The sequence below is a fragment of the Actinomadura opuntiae genome (assembly GCF_030283205.1).
Taxonomy (GTDB): domain Bacteria; phylum Actinomycetota; class Actinomycetes; order Streptosporangiales; family Streptosporangiaceae; genus Spirillospora.
The window spans coordinates 17,119-34,691 of the sequence record NZ_JASNWF010000031.1; the positions used below are offsets into that span (position 1 = coordinate 17,119).

The window sequence follows — 17,573 nt, forward strand, 5'->3', positions numbered from 1 at the left end:
CCGCACCCGTTTCCGCCCGGAAACCCGTCCCCGCCGCGACGTCCTATCCTGCGCCGACCGGGCGTAGCTTGGACGATGAGGGGTGGTCGACCATGGCCGACGACGTCCGCCGCATAGGCGACAACATCCGCGCCGCCCGCCGAGCCAGAGGCATGTCCCTGGAGGTCGCGGCCGGGCTCTGCGGCCACACGAAGGGATGGCTGAGCCGCGTCGAGAACGGGCGGCTGCGGCTCGAGCGACGCTCCGACATTGCCGCGCTGGCCCAAGCCCTCGAAGTGTCGGCGGACGCCCTTCTCGGCATGCCCGCGCCGGAGATCCGGCCCGACCGCCGCGAGTTCAGCCTCGTCCCCATGCAGAACGTCCTCTTGGACGCCGCCCCGGACGACCCGCCGGACACCCCAGCGCGTCCGGTGGCGGCCCTGCATGAGGAATTGCTCCGCCTGGAGCAGGCTCACCGCCAGGGGGACATGGGCACGATGATCCGCGGCCTGCCCTCCATCATCGGCGAACTCTACGTGCACGCCTCAGGCGAAGGTCGCTCTCGCGATGAGGCGCTGAAACTGGTGATCTGTGCATGCGGCTCGGACGCGACGTGCACGCTGCGCTTCCTCGGCGAGACGAACCTGGCGTGGATCAGCGGCGAACGTGCGCGCGAGGCGGCGGAGCTGCTCGGCGACCCGGTCTGGACGGGCGCCGCCGCGTTCGGCCGCGCCCACGCGCGCAGCTCGACCAACAAACCGCGCGCCCTCATGACCTCGGCCCGCGCCGCCGACACCGTGGAGCCGCACGTCGGCGACGATCGCTTCTCCCGCGAGGTCTACGGCATGTTGCGCCTGTCGTCCGCCCTGGCGTGCCAGGTCGAGAACGACCACGACGGCGCCCGGCACCACGCCGCCGAAGCCGCCCGCATCGCCGAACCTCTCGGCGACGCCCCGGACGCCTGGGAACTGTTCGGTCCCGCCAACGTCGGTGTCTGGCGCACGTCGCTCGCTGTGGAGGCGGGTGAGCCCGGCGAGGCGCTGACGCACGCGGACGCGGTCGAGCCACGCGCCCTGGCCTCCAACAATCGGCGCGCCGCCCTGCGCATCGAGCGCGCTCGTGCCCACGCGATGCTCGGCCGCAACGCGGAAGCCGTCCGCGAATTGCGCCAGGCCGAACGCCTCTCCCCGCAGCAGGTGCACAACCATCCGCTGATCAAGGACCTCGTCGCCGACCTGGTGACCCGCGCCCCAGGCCGCGACCTGCGCGGGCTCGCTTGGCGCATGAACCTCGCCTGAGCGGTGGGTGGAGGGGTTTCGGGGGCGCAACCTCGGGAGTGTGTTCGTACTTAGCGTGGTCGTCTCGTTGCGGAATGTGAGACGAACACGGAGGGTGCATGAGGCGGGGGTGTTGCGAGCCGCCGGCGCTTTACTCGTGGGACGTGCCGGAGGCGTCGGCGGGTGGGGTGTCGGACGACTGGGCGACGGTGGCGCGGCACGTGGACGCGGCGCTGCGCGGGCTGCCGGGCGGGGCGCGCGGTGTCGTGCGGCGGGTGCGGGTCAGCCTCGTCGGGCGCGGCGGGTACGTCGACCTCGGTGAGGTCGCGGAGGCGTCGCGGCTGGACGGCGGCGTCGTGTGGACGGCCCGGTGAACGCGGTGCGGTACCTCGACGCGCTGGCGGCCGAGCTGGTCGGGAAGGGGTGGACGGTCGCGCTGCGGCTCGGGGAGCCGCCGCTGCTGCGGGTGTCCCACCGGTCGGCGCCGCGCGTCGGGGAGAGCGTCATGGTGGTGGTCGTGGACGGGGCGCCGTGGTTCCGCGATTCGGTGGGGTGTCTCGTCGGGCCGTGCTCGGACGTACAAGCGGCCGGGGTCGTGGTGGGGCGGACGCTGCGGACGATCGTCCGGGGGCGTGTTCGTGCTGGTGGGAGCAGTGCGGGACGATGGTGGCGAGGAAGAGGAGGACGTGTGACGCGTGAGCTTGGGGACGGGACGCTGGCGGTGGGGGCCGGGAGGCCGCCTGCGAAGAAGTACGCGCCGCCGTTGCCGGGGCCGGTCTTCGCGGCGCATTTCCACCTGCCGGGCGAGCCGACGGGCCCCTACACGTACGGGCGCGACACCAATCCGACGTGGACGCTGCTGGAAGCGGCCATCGGGGAACTGGAAGGCGGCGCCGAGGTCATTTCTTTCTCGTCGGGAATGGCGGCGATCGCAGCGGTCCTGTTGTCACTGGTGCGGTCCGGTGATGTGGTGGTGCTGCCGGACGACTGCTATCAGACGACGCGGGCGTTGAAGGAGCGGCTCGAATCGTATGGCGCGGTCGTCCGTATGGGGCCGACGGCGGGGAATGCGCAGATCGAATTGCTCGACGGCGCCCGGCTGGTGTGGGTGGAGACGCCGTCCAATCCGAATCTGGACGTATGCGATGTCGCGCGACTGGTCGAGGCGGCGCACGAGGCGGGCGCGCTGGTCGCGGTCGACAACACGCTCGCGACGCCATTGGGGCAGCGGCCGTTGGACCTGGGCGCGGACTTCTCGGTGGCCAGCGACACCAAGGCGTTGACTGGTCACGGTGACCTGCTGCTGGGCCATGTCGCCACGCGGGACGCGGCGTTGGCGGAGAGCGTGCGGCTGTGGCGGAAGACGGTCGGCGCCATTCCGGGGCCGATGGAGGCATGGCTGGCACACCGTTCGCTGGCCACTCTGGAATTGCGGCTGGACCGGCAGGACGTCAATGCGATGGCGCTCGCCGAGGCGCTGCGGAAACGGCCGGAAGTCACCGGCCTGCGGTATCCGGGATTGCCGGACGATCCGTCCCACGAAATCGCCGTGAAGCAGATGCGGCGGTTCGGGTGCGTCGTTTCCTTCACGCTGCCGGACGAGGCGTTCGCGGAACGTTTCCTCGGCGCGATGCGGCTGGTCAACCAGGCGACGAGTTTCGGTTCCGTGCACAGTTCCGCCGAGCGCCGGGGACGGTGGGGCGGCGACGCCGTGGAACCGGGGTTCGTGCGGTTCTCGGTCGGCGTGGAGAACACCGACGACCTCGTCGCCGACGTCCTGCAAGCGCTCACGGAGGCCGGCGACGAGCGATGACCTCGGTCAATCGAGGTTCGTGAGGTCGGCGAGGATCTCCGACAGCAGGACCGGATCCATACTGGCGAAGCCGTTCTCGATGGGGAACGCCGGGTCGTACGCGCGAGGTGCGGGCGCGATCCAGACGTGCTCCAGCTTCTGCTCGGGGTGCAGGTCGACGTAGCCGGCGACGATGCCGGGGGCGAACTGCACCACGACGTGGTGGGTGCCGGCGCGGCGGGAGATCCAGCGCTGGACGCCGCCGTCGAGGGCGGGTCCGCGTTCCCAGCCCGTCCGGGTCAGGCCGAGGATCTTCCCGTACGGGACGCGAAGGCCCTCGAAGCGGGCGAGGCGGCCGTCGCGGCCCTCGCCGTCGGCGAGGGTGAACACGGGCCGGGCGAGCTGCGGGAACGGCTGGGTGATCTCGTAGTCGGCGAACGCCTCCGCCCAGGCGGGCAGGGCCTCGCCGAGCCGCAGCGGGTGGGCGATCCGCACGCCGCCGGCGAGGTCGAAGGCGTCGTCGTGGACGTCGGCGGGCGTGCGGTCCTCGGCGAGCCGGAACGCGGTGCCGCCGGACGTCCAGACCAGGCGCCGCGCGATGTGCCACATCAGCGGGTGCCGGACGAAGAACGCCGCGAACTCGTCGGGCGTCCAGGTGCGGCCCTCGACCATCGCGGTCTCCAGCCGGGCGATCTGGAGGGACGCGACGGCGCGGACGTCCTTCTTCAGGGCCGTGAACCGCCGGTGCACGGACGGGTCGTCGTTGGGGCCGGGCTTGGGCAGTGTCTTGCGGCGTTTGCCGTCCTCTCCGGTGACGTAGGGCCGGAGCTGCTCGTCGAAGCCGACGGTGAAGCGGCGCGGGCCGTAGTCGAGCGTCATCGTGCCCGAGTCGTCCAAGCCGAATGACGGGACGAGCCGGTCGGCGAGCTGCTCGCCGTCCAGCCCCTTGCGCGCGGCGACCTCGCGGAGTTTCCCCTGCGCCTGCCGCTGCAACCCCTTGTAGCGGCCGCTCCGCGCGATGCCGTCGAGGTGCAGCAGGGCGAGGTCGGTGCCGATCGCGGCGAGCGCGTCCAGGCCGGCGGCGGCGCGGTCGTGCCCGGCCTGGCCGGGCCACTCCTTGATCAGCGGGGTGAGGCGGCGGACGGTGTCGTCGTCGCCGAACCGGCCGAGCGCGGGCAGGACGAACCCGGAGCGGCCCGGCATTCCGGCCTCTCGCCACGCCTCGAACACCGCCCAGGCGAAGGCGGTGAGGGACGCCGGGTCGCACAGTGCGGCGGTCTCCTCGGCGGCCTCGGCCGCGCCGGGGAACGCGTCCGGCCGCAGCGCCATCGCCCACAGGTGCACGAGGTTGCGGGCGGCGCCGGGCGGCAGGCGCAGCCCGGAGTCCCGCAGGACGGGCCGGGGCAGCGCCTCGGTGTCCAGCCATCGGGGCAGGTCGGGCGGCTTCGGCCGCGTGTGTGCGGGCTCGGTCTGCACCGGCGCATCCGCGAGCAGTTCCGCGACGGCCCGCGCGGCCTCATCGCCATGCACGCGGGCCGCCTCCACGACGTCGCCCTCGATGAGGCGCAGCGCGTGGACGGCGTTGCGGCGCGGTCCGACGCGTTTGCCGAGCGCGTCCGGCACCAGGTACGGGACGGCATCCAGCCCGTGCCGGGCGAACCACGCGCGGGCGAGTTTCTGCGCCGACTTGAGCCGGTAGAGCCAGTCGGCCATCAGCCGCGCGACGTCCGCGCCGAGGAACGGCAGCAAGACGGGCCCGGTCCCGAACGGGTTCGCCTTCGCCATCCGGACCGACACGTCCCACGCCGCGTCCTCGAAGCGCGCGATGATCGGCTTGAGCGAATGGTCGAAGTCCCAGGTCACCGGGGGCGGTGCCCAGGCGGCGAGCAGCGGGCGGGCGAGGTGCTCGGGCGCGCTCGCCAGAAACCCGGCCTGGCTCGGGAGATACATCGACCCGTCGCGGACCCTCTCGGCCTCCCGTTCCCAGTCGCCGTCGGCCCAGGGCCCGCCGTAGGGGCGGATCGCCGCCCACTGGTCGCGTTCGCCCGGCTCCCAGACGATGCGCCGGTCGTGCGGCGGTTCGAGGCCGGGCACGACGGGGTGCCCGGCCTCGGCCTTCGGCGCGGCCGGTTTCCGCAGCCACGGCGGGTCGACGAGGTTCGCGGGCAGCGCGTCCGGCGGCGCGTCCTTCATGGTCTTCCTCTCAGCGGGCGTCGGCGGTGAGGGCCGTCAGGTCGGCGATGACCTCGGACGCGGTGACCGGGTTGAGCTCGCCGAACGGCAGCGGGTTCCCGCGGTGCATCCACAGCTCGTCCCGGCGGCGGCACAGGCACACCTGCCTGAGCGTCTGGTCGCCCATCGTGTCCGGGGCGCCGACGGCGATGCCGGGGTCCAGGTCGATGACGACGTGCAGGTTCAGTCCGGCGGGACGGGAGATCCAGCACTCCACGCCCGCGTCCTGCGGCGCGCCGCGCTCCCATCCCCGCTTGGTCAGCCCGAGCATCCGGCCGACGGGGACGGTGGCGCCCTCGAACCGGGTGAGGTGCCCGCTCGTGCGCTCCTCGTCGGTCAGCTCGTACACCGGGCGTCCGAGCTGCGGGAACGGCTGGAGGATCTCGTAGTCGGCGAACACCTCCGCCCATGCGGAGACCAGATCGGTGCCGCCGAGGTGCACGGGGTGCACGACACCGACCACGACCGTCTCGGGAAGGTTCAGGGCGGAGTCGTGCACGCCCGCGAACGTGCCGTCCTCCGCCACCCGGAACGTGATGCTCTTGTACTGGTCCATCTCGACGGCGATCCAGACCAGCCGCCGGACGAGGTGCCGGACCAGCGGATGCCCGGCGAGCAGCTCCCGGAACTCGGTGAGCGACCAGCGGCGGTTGCGCACCATCGCCGTCTCCAGGCGGGCGATCAGGTCGGCGGCGACGGTCCGGACGTCCTTCTTCAGCGCGGAGAACGCCTTGTACGCGGCGGGCGCGAGCTCGGGGTCGTCCTTGGCGCCGGGCTTGGGCAGGGCCTTGCGGCGCGTGCCGTCCTCGTCGGCGACGTAGGGCCGGAGCTGCTCGTCGAACCCGACGACGAACCGGCGCGGGCCGTAGTCGAGCGTCATCGTCCCGGCGGCGTCGAGGCCGAAGTCGGGGACGAGACGGTCAGCGAGCTCCTCGGCGGTCAGCTCCAGCCCGGCGGCCACCTCGGCGATCTTCTCCTGCGCGCGCGTCCGCAGCCCCTTGAACTTCACCTTCTGCGCGATCGAGTGCAGGTGCATCAGCGCGACGTCGGTACCGATCGCGGCGAGGACGTCCAGGCCGGTCACCGCCTTGGCGTGGCCGCCGTCGCCGGGCCACGCGCGGATCACGGGGGTGAGGCGGCGGACGGTCTCGTCGTCGCCGAGCCACCCGAGCTGCGTGAGCGCCCAGCCGTCCTTGGACGGCCCGCCGTTGGCCTCCCACCGCCGGAACAGCGCCCATCCGAACTCCGCCAGCGACGCCGGGTCGCACAGCTCGCGGACGGCCTCGATCCCCGCGTAGACCTCGCCGGGCTTCGACATCGCCAGCATCGTCAGGACGTGCCCGGCCGCCGCGTCGGGAAGCGCGCGCTCGCGGTCGCGGAGCAGGATCTGCGGCAGCAGTCGCACGTCCGCCCACTCGCCTACCACCGGCATCTTGGCGGGGAGGATCTCCAGCGGGTCGACCGCCAGCAGGGTCTCGATCGCGGCGGCGGCCTTGTCGCCGTGTGCGCGCGCCGCGTCCACGACGCGTTCGGCGCCGTGCTGGGACGCGACGAACCGGAGCGCGGCCTCGGCGGCCCGCCGCTCCGCCCCCGCCTTGCCCAGTGCGGCGGGCAGCAGCTCCGGGACGGCCGCGAGGCCGTGCCGCGTGAACCAGGCGCGGGACGTCCGGCCGGCCTGCTTCAACCGGACGAGCCAGTCCGCCATCAGCCGGGCCACCTCGTCGCTCAGGAACGGCAGCAGGACCGCGCCGACCCCGGCGGGATCGCGGCGCGCGGCGCGCACGGCGGGGTCGAGCGCGTCCACTTCGAAACGGGCGACGACCACCCGCATCCACTCGTCCACGTACCAGGGCGCGGGCGGGTCCCAGTCCGCCAGCAGCGGCCGGACCAGCTCCTCGGGTGCCTCGACGAACAGCATCGGCTGCAGGTGGTCGGGCAGGTCACCGTTGCGGAACTTCGCGATCTGCGCGGGCCACTCCAGCCGCTCCGCCCACCGCCAGTAGTGGTGCAGGTCGACCGTCCACTCCTCGCGCTCCCCCGCCCGCCACGCGATCGCCCGCATGCCGGGCGCGGGCAGGTCCGTGATGACGACGGGCTTGGTCTTCGCGCGCGGGCGGTTCCACGGCGGGTCCACCAGCAGCGGCGGCAGCGACGCGGGATCGGCCGCCGGCATCCGCGCGCCGACGTCCAGCGCCGCCCGGACCGCCGCCCGCGACGCCTCGGGCAGGCCGGGTAGCAGCTCCTCCGCGAGCGCGGATTCGGCGCGCACGTGCGCGGACAGCAGGTCGGCCGCCGCCGGGCGGTCGGCCGCGGCGGCGAGCAGCCGCAGCGCCCGCGCCGGGAACCGCCGCGCCGCCGCGAGGGCCGCCGGGCCCGCGTACTTGCGGTTGAGCCGGTCGAGCAGGGCCTGGAACGCGGCGTCCACCGGCAGGACGGCCAGGGCGTCGAACTGGGTCCGCGCCGTGTCGCCGTCGACGTAGGGGGCGTCGAGGGAGTCGGTCAGGAGATCCAGTACGGCGTCCGGCCCGACCCCGTCCACCAGGCTGGCGATGACGCCGAGGCCGCGGGCGGAGTAGTCGAGGGACAGCCCGAACAGGTCGAGGTGCTCGCGTTCCCCGAACGCGCACAGGAGCATCCAGCGGTCCCCGTGGCTGATCGCGCGCAGCGTCCCCAGCGGGTCGGCGCACAGGTCGGCGAGCCACGCCCCCTGGTCGGGCGCCAGGTAGGTGGCGACGATCTTTTGCAGGGTCGTTTCGCGGTGGCGCGCCAGGCCCTGCACGGCCGCGAGGTGGACGTCGTCATCGGCGGCGGCGAGCAGCGCGCGCAGCCGCCGGGCGCTGTCCTCGCTCGCCCACCAGCAGAAGTTCTCGTCGGGCTTCCGCCGCCTCACGCCGCTCCATTTCATGGCGGAACCGGCGACGGCGAAATCGGCCCAGAGCCCCGCGAGCGCGACGTACGCGCAGGCGGCGAACGGCAACCCGTGCTCCTGGATCCACGCGTCCACGTACGAGTTCGGCTGCCCGTACCCGTGCTGCCCGTGCAGCGGCGCCGTGACGAGCGCGACCGCCGCGGCGCCGACCGGCTCGGCCTCGCCGCCCAGGTAGGCGCGGGCCGCGCCGGCCACCTCCGGCGGCGTGCCCGGCAGCGCGAGGACCTCCTCGACACCGGACCGGACGCCGTCCATCAACTCCCGCGCCCGCGCCGCCGCCTTGCGGTCGGCGCGGACCTCGGGCCAGGCGCGCGGCCGGTCGCGGCGGGGGTGCAGCCGGCGCAGCCATGCGTCCGGCATCACCAGGGCGTTCTCGTCGGGGCGGGCCTCGGCCGCGGCGTCCGTCGTGCTCATGACGGAACCGTAGGGGAGATCACCGACAAACCGGCGCCGGAACGGTCGAACCGGCGTCACGGGGAGCGGCGCATGTCCTCCTCGACCAGCTCGGCGGCCTTGCGGGCGGCGATGAGGACCGGGTCCCAGACGGGCGAGAACGGCGGCGCGTAGCCGAGGTCCAGGCCGGTCATCTCCTCGACCGTCATCCGGTTCCACAGCGCGATGGCCAGGCCGTCGATCCGCTTGGCGGCGTTCGCCTCGCCGACGATCTGCGCGCCGAGCAGCCGGCCCGACCGGCGCTCGACGACCAGCTTGGTCTTCATCGCGGTCGTGTCCGGCAGGTAGCCGGCGCGAGTGGTGGACTCGACCACGACGCCCAGCGTGTCGAACCCGGCGGCCGCCGCCTCCCGCTCGTTCAGCCCGGTCCGCGCGACCTCGGCGTGGCAGATCTTGGAGACGGCGGTGCCGGCCACGCCGGGGAAGGTGGCGTAGCCGCCGCCGATGTTGACGCCGGCGACGCGGCCCTGCTTGTTGGCGTGCGTGCCGAGCGCGATCGCGACCGGCAGGCCGGAGACGAGGTGGCGGTTCTCGACGCAGTCGCCCGCCGCCCACACCCGCTCGGTGCGGGTGCGCATCCGCCGGTCGGTGACGATCCCGCCGGTCGGGCCCGTCTCGATGCCGGCGGCGCGGGCGAGATCGGTGCCGGGACGGACGCCGAGGCCGAGGACCACCAGGTCGGCGGGGATCGTGCGGCCCCCGGCCCGGACCGCCGTCACCCGCCCGTCCGAGCCGGTGTCGAAGCCCTCGACGCCGGCCCCGAGACGCAGGTCGACGCCGATGTCGCGGATCGCGTCCGCGACGAGTGCGCCCATGTCGGGGTCGAGCGTGCTCATCGGCTGCTCGGCGGCGTCCACGAGCGTCACGTCGAGGCCGCGCGTCACCATCGCCTCGGCCATCTCCAGTCCGATGTAGCCGCCGCCCACCACGACGACGCGGCGCGGCTTCTCCCGGTCCAGGACGCGGCGGATGGCGATCCCGTCGTCGAGCACCTGGACGCCGTGCACGCCCTCGGCGTCCGCGCCGGGCAGGTCGGGGCGGGCGGGCACCGCACCCGTCGCGATCATGAGCTGGTCGTAGGGCTCCCAGGTCTCGCCGCCGCCGTCCACCTCCCGGACGCGCACCCGCGCCCCGTCCAGGTCGATCTCCGTCGCCTCGGTGCACAGCCGCAGGTCGATGCCGCGCTCGCGGAACTCCTGCGGGGTGCGGGCGATCAGGTCGTCCGCGTCGTCGATCATGCCGCCGACGTAGTACGGGATGCCGCACGCCGAGTAGGACGCGAAATGCCCGCGCTCCAGGACGGTGACGTCCAGGTCGTCCGGCCCGCGCCGCCTGCGCGCCTGGGACGCGGCGCTCATCCCGGCCGCGTCTCCCCCGATGACGAGCAGCCGCTCGCGTCCTGCCATGGGCACCTCCCGAAGATCGCCCCCGAGCGTACCGGCGGGGCGGCGGGTCAGATCCCGTAGACGCGGCGGGCGTTGCCGGACGCGACGAGCCCGGCGACGCGCTCGGCGTCGGCGGCCGTCCAGGCGCCGTCCTCGACGCCGCCCGCCAGCAGGCCCGCGAGCCCGCGCCGGAACAGCAGCGCGCCCAGGTGGTACAGCTCGGCCAGGCCGAACGCGTCGGAGGAGTACAGCACCTTCCCGAACGGCGCCAGCTCCAGCAGCTCGGCGATCAGCGCGGGCGCCCGATGCCCGAGGTTGTGGGTCGCGAGGCCGACGTCCACGTACACGTTCGGCAGCACCTGCGCGAGGTAGCCGGCCTGCCGGTGGAACGGGTAGTTGTGCAGCAGCAGCGCGGGGACGCCCGCCCGGTCCATGGCCCGCAGCAGCTCGATGAGCAGCAGCGGGTCGCCGCGCCGCAGGTCGGCGTCGATGTCGCCGTACCCGACGTGGAACTGCACCGGAAGGCCGAGGTCGACCGCGCACCAGATCAGGAAGCGGTGCAGGATCTCGTCGCAGACCCGCATCTCCTCCTGCCGCAGCAGGATCCCGGCAGCGCCCGTCACCTCGGCGTCCGACGGCCGCACGCCCGACAGCTCCAGCCCGGCGCGGTAGGCGGCCACCGACTTGGCGCCCGCCACGCGGGGCGCGCAGGCGGCGAGGCGGGAGCGGACCTCGTCGGCGAAGTCGTGGGCGTCCACGCCGTCCGCCGCGACCCGCTCGGCGACCGTCTCCAGCCGGACGATCTCGTGCGCCCGCGCCCCGGCGAGCCGGCCGAGCGCGGGCGGGTCCAGCAGCGCGCCCGGGTTGTAGCCGGTGTCCACGCACAGGGCGTCCAGCCCGGCGGCCGCGAGGAACCGCCGGTTCACCTCGGCGGCGCCCAGCTCGGCGCGGCGCGCGAGGTAGGCGCCGGGCTCGGCGTGCGCGGCCAAGTCCAGGACGGGCGCGCACCAGCGCCGCAGCGCGAACCCGACCTGCGTGTCGAACATGCTCACCCCGGGCGGCCCGCCCGACCCGGCCTCGGTGAGCAGCGCCTCGAACTCCGCGCGGTCCAGGTCCCCGGTGTGGACGCCGTGGCAGTGGTGGTCGATCAGCGGCAGCGACTCCAGGTATTCGAGCACCCTCCCTACGTCCCCGGAAACGCGGCGGCGTCCCTGAAATCACGGAGCGTTCTTCCTACGATGCCTGTGCGGGCGCTCCCCTGCCGGAGGCCCGCGTCCGCCGCCCTGCGACCGGGAGCCGAACCGTGGAACAGACCTTCGACAACGCCCTGGACGGGCCCGAGCGCGCCCGGCTGGGCGCGCGGGCGGCCGAGGCCGCCCGGCGGCTGGCCGGCGAGGAGGTCGCCGCCGTCGCGCTGACCTGGGTGGACGTCAGCGGCGTCACCCGCACCAAGACCGTCCCGGTGAGCCGGCTGGAGCACGCGGCGACCTGGGGCGTCGGGATGTCGCCGGTGTTCGACGTGTTCCTGCTGGACGACTCGATCGTGTCCGGGCGGCACGCCGGCGGCCCGGTCGGCGACCTGCGGCTGCACCCGGACCTGGACCGGCTCGTCCCGCTGGCGGCGCTGCCGGGCTGGGCGCACGCGCCCGCGAACCGGTACGCGCAGGACGGCGCTGTCCACCCCCTCGACAGCCGGGCGCTGCTGCGCCGCGAGGCCGACCGGCTCGCCGCCGGCGGCTGGACGGTCAAGGCGGCGTTCGAGATCGAGTGGGCGGTGTCGAGCACCGCCGGGGAGTTCACGCCCGCCTGCCACGGCCCCGCGTACGGGATGACGCGCGTCAGCGAGCTGGCCGGCTACCTGCGGGCGCTGCTCACCGCGCTGGAGCGGACGGGCGTCTCGGTCGACCAGCTGCACCCCGAGTACGCCGCCGGGCAGTACGAGGTGTCGGTGGCGGCCGAGGACCCGGTCGGCGCGGCCGACACCGCCGTCCTGGTCCGCGAGACGATCCGGGCGGTGACGCTGGAGCACGGCATGCATGCCTCGTTCTCCCCCAAGGTGGTGGCGGGCTCGGTCGGCAACGGCGGGCACGTCCACCTGAGCCTGTGGCAGGAGGACACCGGGGACGGCCCGGCGAACGCGATGGCCGGCGGCACCGGGCCCTGCGCGATGACGGACGCGGGGCAGGCGTTCGCGGCCGGGATCCTGGACCGGCTGCCCGCGCTGCTGGCGATCGGGGCGCCGTCGGTGGCCAGCTACCTGCGGCTCGTCCCGTCGCACTGGGCGGGCGCGTTCGCGTGCTGGGGGCTGGAGAACCGGGAGGCGGCGCTGCGGTTCGTCACCGGCGCGCACGGCGAGCAGGACCGCGCCTCGAACCTGGAGGTCAAGTGCTTCGACGGCGCCGCGAACCCCTACCTCGCGCTCGCGGCGCTGCTGGCGGCCGGACGGTCCGGGCTGGACGCCGGGCTGACGCTCCCGGACCCGGTCGAGGTCGACCCGGCCGGGATGACCGACGGCGAGCGCGCCGCGCGCGGGGTGCGGCCCCTGCCGTCCACGCTCGCGGACGCGGTGGCGGTGTTCGAGCAGGACGCCGTGCTGCGGGACGCGCTGGGCGAGGCGGTGACCGACACGGTCGCGGCCGTCCGGCGCGGGGAGGTCGCGCTGTTCGACGGCGCGACCCCGCAGGAGATCGCCGCCGCGACCCGCTGGCGGCACTAGCGGCCGGGCGCGGGGCCGGGCGCGGCGTGTCCTCGGGGAAGCATGTAAGGATTGAATTGTTGATGCCATTTACAGGGTGGCATCGGAGCGGGAGCCGGGGCAATGCGGATCACCGGGTACAAGAGCCACGGAGTGGCGGCGGCCGTCGCGCTGGTCAACGCCGTGACCAGCGCCGACGGCGACGACTCCGCGGAGGCGCTGCGGGGGCTGCTGCGCGAGAACGGGTTCTTCTGGCACGAGTTCGAACCGGCCGACGCCGGGGAGTTCCGCCGCTGGGGGCGGACGCTGCGCCGGTTCTTCGACGCCGCCGACCTCGACGAGGCGATGCGGCTGCTGAACGGGCTCATGCTGGAGCTGCCGCTGCATCCGCACCTCGCCGAGCACGACCCGCACGGCGTGCACATGCACTACGCGCCGCCCTCGTCCCGGCTGCCGGACCGGTTCCGCGCGACGACGCTGATGCACCTCGCGGAGCTCGTCGTCGAGCACGGGATCGACCGGACGGGCGTCTGCGACGCCGAGGGATGCGACCGGGTGTACGCCGACACCTCGCGGGCGGGGCGGCGCCGGTTCTGCTCGGAGGCGTGCGCGAACCGGACGAACGTCGCCGCCTTCCGCGCCCGCCGGCGAGGCTGAGCACCGCCCGCCGGCGCGGCTGACCGCGCCGCCCGGCCGGATTTTGCCGGGAGTTCACCGTGCGGCGGGAAGGAAGCGGATCGGCCTCCCCTTGAGTATCGGGCGCCCGAAAGGGCATGCCGACCTCGTACCGCCGACTCCGACCCGACCACTGCACCGATGCCTCAAGCGTTCTTCCGCCGTCCCGGCTTCCTCGACCGACAGGGCCGCGCCGTCCGCTCGCCGATCCAGGTGGCGACGGAGGCCCCCTCGTCGGTGTACCGGATCGCCCGGTTGACGATCACCGCCGTCGCCGCGTTCCTGATCGCCCGGTACGTGCTGCCGAGCACCGGCCAGCCGCCGCTGCTCGCGCCGCTGACCGCGCTGCTGGTCGTCCAGCACTCCGTCTACGAGACGATCAGGCACAGCCTGCTGCGGGTGGGCGCGGTCGCCTCCGGGGTGATGATCGCGGTCCTGTTCGCCCACGGGGTGGGGTTCTCCTGGTGGAGCCTCGGCCTGTCGATCCTCGCGGCGCTGGTCATCGGGCAGGTGCTGCGGCTCGGCGACCAGATGCTGGAGGTGCCGATCAGCGCGATGCTGATCTTCGCGCTGGGCGCGTCCAACTGGTCCGGCGCGACCGACCGGATCCTGGAGACGCTGGTCGGCGCCGCCACCGGGCTGGTCGCCACGTTCCTGGTGCCGTCGGTGCGGGTGCGTCCCGCGGAGGAGGCCGTCCAGGACGTCGCCGAGCAGCTCCGGGAGCTGATCCAGAGGATCGCCGACGGGCTGCAGGGCGACCGCACCGAGGGGGAGGCGGCCCGCTGGCAGGAGGAGGCGGAGCGGTTCGCCCGCGACATCGGCCGCACCGACCAGGACCTGCGGGACGCGGAGGAGAGCGTCCGGCTCAACCCCCGCACCCGGGCGCGGCGGCTCGTCGACGCGGGCGTGGCGCTGCGCAACGCCGTCGAGACGATGGAGCACTTCACGCTGTCGCTGCGCGGGCTGACCCGGTCGCTGGCCGACGACGAGCGGCTCGGCCCGCGCGGCCGGCTGCTGACCGATCCGACGCTGCGCCGCCAGCTCGGCGACGCGCTGGCGGGGATCGCCGCGAGCGTCGCCGCCTACGGCCGGCTGGCCCGCTCGGACCTGGCCACGGACGCCCGCCCGTACCTCGCGGAGAACGAGCTGGAGGTGCGGGTGGACATCGCCCGCGAGCGGCGCGCCCGGCTCACCCGCAGCCTGCACGAGCGGGCCGCGGCCGGCGACCTGTGGCCGCTGTACGGCGAGGTGTCCATGGACATCGACCGGCTGATCGAGAACCTGCGGGTCGAGCACCGGGCCCGCGCCCGCGAGCACTGGCGGCGGCACCGCGGCGCGACCCGGCACCTGCCGGAGCGGCCGGTCCGGGTCGTCCAGCAGGCGGGGCACCAGCTGCGCCGCGCCGCGGCGTCCGCCGCCGCGGCGGCCGAGCGCACCGCCCGCGACTCCGACGACTTCTACCGCTGACCCCGCGCCCGGCGGCGCGTCGCGACCAGATCGCCGGAGTGCTCGGCGCGCTCGCCGCCCACCTCACCGCCCGGTGCCCGTGGGCGGAGCGCGAGCCACAGGGCGGGAAGGGCGCCGAGGGCGGCGATGGCCGCCGCGGTGACCAGCATCGCGCCCAGGCCGTCCAGGCGGTACGGGATGCCGAGCACGGCGACGCCGGCGGCGATCCCCGCCTGCTTGGCGGTGTTGGTGATGCCGCCCGCGACGCCCGCGCGCTCGGGCGGCGCCGCGGCCAGCGCGACCTGGCTCGAGACGAGGTTGCTGATCCCGCCGAGCCCGCCCGCGACGAATCCGGGCACCATCAGCGGCCACGACCGGGCGGGGTAGGCGGCCAGCAGGAGCAGCGACGACACCGCGATCAGCAGGGGGCCGAGGGCGACGAGGAGGGCCGGCGGGACCCGGTGCGAGACGCGGCCGAGCAGCAGCGGGGTCGCCAGGGCGGGCAGGCTGTAGGTGAGGAACCACGTCCCGGCCGTCGCCGGCGAGGTGCCCATCTCGCCCTGCACGTACAGCGAGAAGTAGCCGAGGGCGCCCGCGCCCGCCGCGTGGTAGGCGAACGCGGCCGCCGCGTTGGCCGCGTAGAGCCGGTTCCGCAGCAGCGACAGGTCGATCATCGGCTCGGGGACGCGGCGCACCGCGAGCACAGCTCCCCCGGCGACGGCCGCCGCCAGGGGAACCAGCACGCCGGGGGCCGTCCAGCCGAGGCGCGGTCCCTCGATCAGCGCCCACATCAGGCCGCCGAGCCCCGTGGTGAGGCACGCCGCAGCCAGCGGGTCGAACGGGCGGGGCCGGGGGTCGCGGGACTCGCGCACCGCCGGCACGGCGAGGGCGAGCGCCGCCAGCCCGACCGGCACGTTCAGCAGGAAGATCGCCCGCCAGCCGAACAGCCCGGTGAGGACGCCGCCGGCCAGCGGTCCGGTGGCGATCGCGGCGCCGGACGCGGCGGCGAACACCCCGAGCGCCCGGTTGCGCGCGCGTCCGGCCGGGTAGGCGGCGGCGAGCAGCGGCGTGGCCGTCCCGTACAGCACGGCCGCGGCGCAGCCCTGCACCGCGCGCAGCGCGTCCAGCGCCGCCGCGGACGGCGCGAGCGCGCAGGCCAGGGACGCGGCCGTGAACGCGGTGAGGCCGGTCAGGAACATCCGGCGGCGCCCCCAGCGGTCCGCCAGCGCCCCGGCGGGCAGCAGCAGGACGGCGAGCGCGATGGCGTAGGCGTCGACGGCCCACTGCACTCCGGTGAGCCCGGCGTCCAGCCGGCGCCGCATGTCGGGCAGCGCCACGTTGACGCCGACGAGGTCGAGGACGAGCAGGTAGCCGGCCGCCGAGGCCACGGCGGCGGTCCACGCCGGACGGTGCGCGACGCGCATGGCGCCTCCTTTGTATACAGCGTAGATATACGGCGTATATTAAGGGCTAGACTGCGATCCGTGAAGACCCCGGCGCAGCGCGGTCGCGGCACCCGCGGCCTCACCAGGGACGAGGTGCTCGACGCGACCGTCGACCTCGCCGAGGAGCGCGGCCTCGGCGCGGTGAGCATGCGCGCCGTCGCCGACCGGCTCGGCGTCACCCCGATGGCCCTGTACCGCTACGTCGGCGACAAGCAGGGGCTGCTGGACGGGCTAGTCGAGCGCCTGCTGCGCGACATGCCGGACGACGATCCCGCGCTCCCCTGGCGCGACCGGCTGCGCGCGTTCGGGGCCGGCATCCGCGCCGTCGCGCGCCGGCACCCCGACCTGTTCATGCTGCTGCTCACCCGGCCGACCGTGACCGAGGAGGCGCGCCGCCCGCGCAACGCGATCCAGGCGATGCTGCGCGACGCCGGGGTCCCCGAGGAGGTCGTCCGGCCGCTCCAGCGGCTGCTCGACACGGTGGGCATGGGGTTGGCCGCCTCGGAGGCCAACGGCCGCTTCACCGGCGACCCCGAGGGCGTCGAAGAGGTGTACGACCTGGCGGAGGAGATCTTCGTCGCCGCGATCGAGCGGTACGCCGCGTCGTCCTGAACTTCCAGGAATAGGGCGACCGGTCTACTTGTAATCGCTAGACCGGTCGGTCTAGAGTGGCGGGCATGGCACCCCAGGGCGAGACGAGGGAACGGGTCCTGCGGACGGCGGCGGAGCTGTTCCGGCGGCAGGGCTACCACGGCACCGGGCTGAACCAGGTACTCGCGGAGAGCAGGGCCCCGAAGGGGTCGCTGTACTTCCACTTCCCGAACGGCAAGGAGCAGCTGGCGTCGGAGTCGGTGGCGCTGGCGGGGCGGGAGGTCGGCGACGCGCTCGCGCAGGCGGTGCTCGGCGCGCGCGACGCGCGGTCGGGCCTGGCCGCGGTGGGTGAGCACTTCGCCCGCGGCCTGCTGGAATCGGACTTCACCGAGGGATGCCCGGTCGCGACCGTGGCGCTGGAGTCGGCCGCGCAGAGCGAACCGATCCGCTCGGCCTGCGACGGCGTCTACGGGGACTGGCGGCGCGGCATCGAGACGGCGTTGCGCGGCTGGGGCGTCCCCGAGGACCGCGTCCCGCCGCTCGCGGCGATGGTCCTGTCGTCCCTGCAGGGCGCCCTGCTGCTCGCCCGGGTCCAGAAGGACGTGACCGTGATCGGCACGGTCACGGCACAGCTCGGCGACCTGGTCGAACAGGCCGCCTCCTAAAGGAGACCC

The 17,573-nt window shown here is 74.5% G+C and carries 13 protein-coding genes; 8 read left to right on the forward strand and 5 right to left on the reverse strand.

Annotation, left to right across the window (positions count from 1 at the left end):
* Positions 1 to 92: 92 nt before the first annotated feature.
* The 3 genes from QP089_RS43465 (at position 93) to QP089_RS43475 (ending at position 3,069) form a co-directional block, all read left to right on the forward strand.
* Positions 93 to 1,277, forward strand: coding sequence for a helix-turn-helix domain-containing protein (locus QP089_RS43465; RefSeq protein WP_285920414.1), 1,185 nt, complete (start codon positions 93 to 95; stop codon positions 1,275 to 1,277).
* 143 nt (positions 1,278 to 1,420) lie between these two features.
* Positions 1,421 to 1,630, forward strand: a complete 210-nt coding sequence (locus QP089_RS43470) for a hypothetical protein (RefSeq protein WP_285920415.1) — start codon at positions 1,421 to 1,423, stop codon at positions 1,628 to 1,630.
* A gap of 314 nt (positions 1,631 to 1,944) precedes the next feature.
* Positions 1,945 to 3,069: a cystathionine gamma-lyase gene (locus tag QP089_RS43475; RefSeq protein WP_285920416.1), complete on the forward strand. Its 1,125-nt coding sequence runs from the start codon at positions 1,945 to 1,947 to the stop codon at positions 3,067 to 3,069.
* 6 nt (positions 3,070 to 3,075) lie between these two features.
* On the opposite strand, the gene QP089_RS43480 is transcribed toward QP089_RS43475, so the two are convergent.
* From QP089_RS43480 to QP089_RS43495, 4 genes are read right to left on the reverse strand one after another with little or no spacing between them, the layout of a single operon-like run.
* Positions 3,076 to 5,241: a DUF4132 domain-containing protein gene (locus tag QP089_RS43480; protein ID WP_285920417.1), complete on the reverse strand. Its 2,166-nt coding sequence runs from the start codon at positions 5,239 to 5,241 to the stop codon at positions 3,076 to 3,078.
* A 10-nt stretch (positions 5,242 to 5,251) separates the two neighbouring features.
* On the reverse strand, positions 5,252 to 8,623 hold the full coding sequence (locus tag QP089_RS43485) for a DUF4132 domain-containing protein (protein ID WP_285920418.1): 3,372 nt from the start codon (positions 8,621 to 8,623) through the stop codon (positions 5,252 to 5,254).
* Positions 8,624 to 8,679: 56 nt separating this feature from the next.
* A complete protein-coding gene (locus QP089_RS43490; RefSeq protein WP_285920419.1) occupies positions 8,680 to 10,068 on the reverse strand; it encodes an FAD-dependent oxidoreductase in 1,389 nt (462 codons plus the stop codon).
* 47 nt (positions 10,069 to 10,115) lie between these two features.
* Positions 10,116 to 11,225: an amidohydrolase family protein gene (locus tag QP089_RS43495; RefSeq protein ID WP_285920420.1), complete on the reverse strand. Its 1,110-nt coding sequence runs from the start codon at positions 11,223 to 11,225 to the stop codon at positions 10,116 to 10,118.
* A gap of 125 nt (positions 11,226 to 11,350) precedes the next feature.
* On the opposite strand from QP089_RS43495, the gene QP089_RS43500 reads away from it, so the two are divergent.
* The 3 genes from QP089_RS43500 (at position 11,351) to QP089_RS43510 (ending at position 14,884) form a co-directional block, all read left to right on the forward strand.
* Positions 11,351 to 12,763: a type I glutamate--ammonia ligase gene (locus QP089_RS43500; protein ID WP_285920421.1), complete on the forward strand. Its 1,413-nt coding sequence runs from the start codon at positions 11,351 to 11,353 to the stop codon at positions 12,761 to 12,763.
* Positions 12,764 to 12,865: 102 nt separating this feature from the next.
* On the forward strand, positions 12,866 to 13,399 hold the full coding sequence (locus tag QP089_RS43505) for a CGNR zinc finger domain-containing protein (protein ID WP_285920422.1): 534 nt from the start codon (positions 12,866 to 12,868) through the stop codon (positions 13,397 to 13,399).
* Positions 13,400 to 13,558: 159 nt separating this feature from the next.
* Entirely contained in the window at positions 13,559 to 14,884 is a 1,326-nt protein-coding gene (locus tag QP089_RS43510) for an FUSC family protein (protein WP_285920423.1), read from the forward strand.
* On the opposite strand, the gene QP089_RS43515 is transcribed toward QP089_RS43510, so the two are convergent.
* On the reverse strand, positions 14,875 to 16,287 hold the full coding sequence (locus tag QP089_RS43515) for an MFS transporter (protein ID WP_285920424.1): 1,413 nt from the start codon (positions 16,285 to 16,287) through the stop codon (positions 14,875 to 14,877). The two genes, QP089_RS43510 and QP089_RS43515, sit on opposite strands and share 10 nt — an antisense overlap.
* Positions 16,288 to 16,347: 60 nt before the next feature.
* Here QP089_RS43515 and QP089_RS43520 point away from each other — a divergent pair, with 60 nt between their 5' ends.
* Together QP089_RS43520 and QP089_RS43525 are read left to right on the forward strand one after the other, a co-directional pair.
* On the forward strand, positions 16,348 to 16,920 hold the full coding sequence (locus QP089_RS43520; RefSeq protein WP_285920425.1) for a TetR/AcrR family transcriptional regulator: 573 nt from the start codon (positions 16,348 to 16,350) through the stop codon (positions 16,918 to 16,920).
* A 65-nt stretch (positions 16,921 to 16,985) separates the two neighbouring features.
* On the forward strand, positions 16,986 to 17,564 hold the full coding sequence (locus tag QP089_RS43525) for a TetR/AcrR family transcriptional regulator (protein WP_285920426.1): 579 nt from the start codon (positions 16,986 to 16,988) through the stop codon (positions 17,562 to 17,564).
* Positions 17,565 to 17,573: the final 9 nt, after the last annotated feature.

Excerpts from the sequence above, each read along its gene's own strand:
- QP089_RS43465 (WP_285920414.1), top strand. The coding sequence starts at position 93 with ATGGCCGACGACGTCCGCCGCATAGGCGACAACATCCGCGCCGCCCGC.
- QP089_RS43480 (WP_285920417.1), bottom strand. The coding sequence starts at position 5,241 with ATGAAGGACGCGCCGCCGGACGCGCTGCCCGCGAACCTCGTCGACCCG.
- QP089_RS43485 (WP_285920418.1), bottom strand. The coding sequence starts at position 8,623 with ATGAGCACGACGGACGCCGCGGCCGAGGCCCGCCCCGACGAGAACGCC.
- QP089_RS43490 (WP_285920419.1), bottom strand. The coding sequence starts at position 10,068 with ATGGCAGGACGCGAGCGGCTGCTCGTCATCGGGGGAGACGCGGCCGGG.
- QP089_RS43505 (WP_285920422.1), top strand. The coding sequence starts at position 12,866 with ATGCGGATCACCGGGTACAAGAGCCACGGAGTGGCGGCGGCCGTCGCG.
- QP089_RS43510 (WP_285920423.1), top strand. The coding sequence starts at position 13,559 with ATGCCTCAAGCGTTCTTCCGCCGTCCCGGCTTCCTCGACCGACAGGGC.
- QP089_RS43515 (WP_285920424.1), bottom strand. The coding sequence starts at position 16,287 with ATGCGCGTCGCGCACCGTCCGGCGTGGACCGCCGCCGTGGCCTCGGCG.
- QP089_RS43525 (WP_285920426.1), top strand. The coding sequence starts at position 16,986 with ATGGCACCCCAGGGCGAGACGAGGGAACGGGTCCTGCGGACGGCGGCG.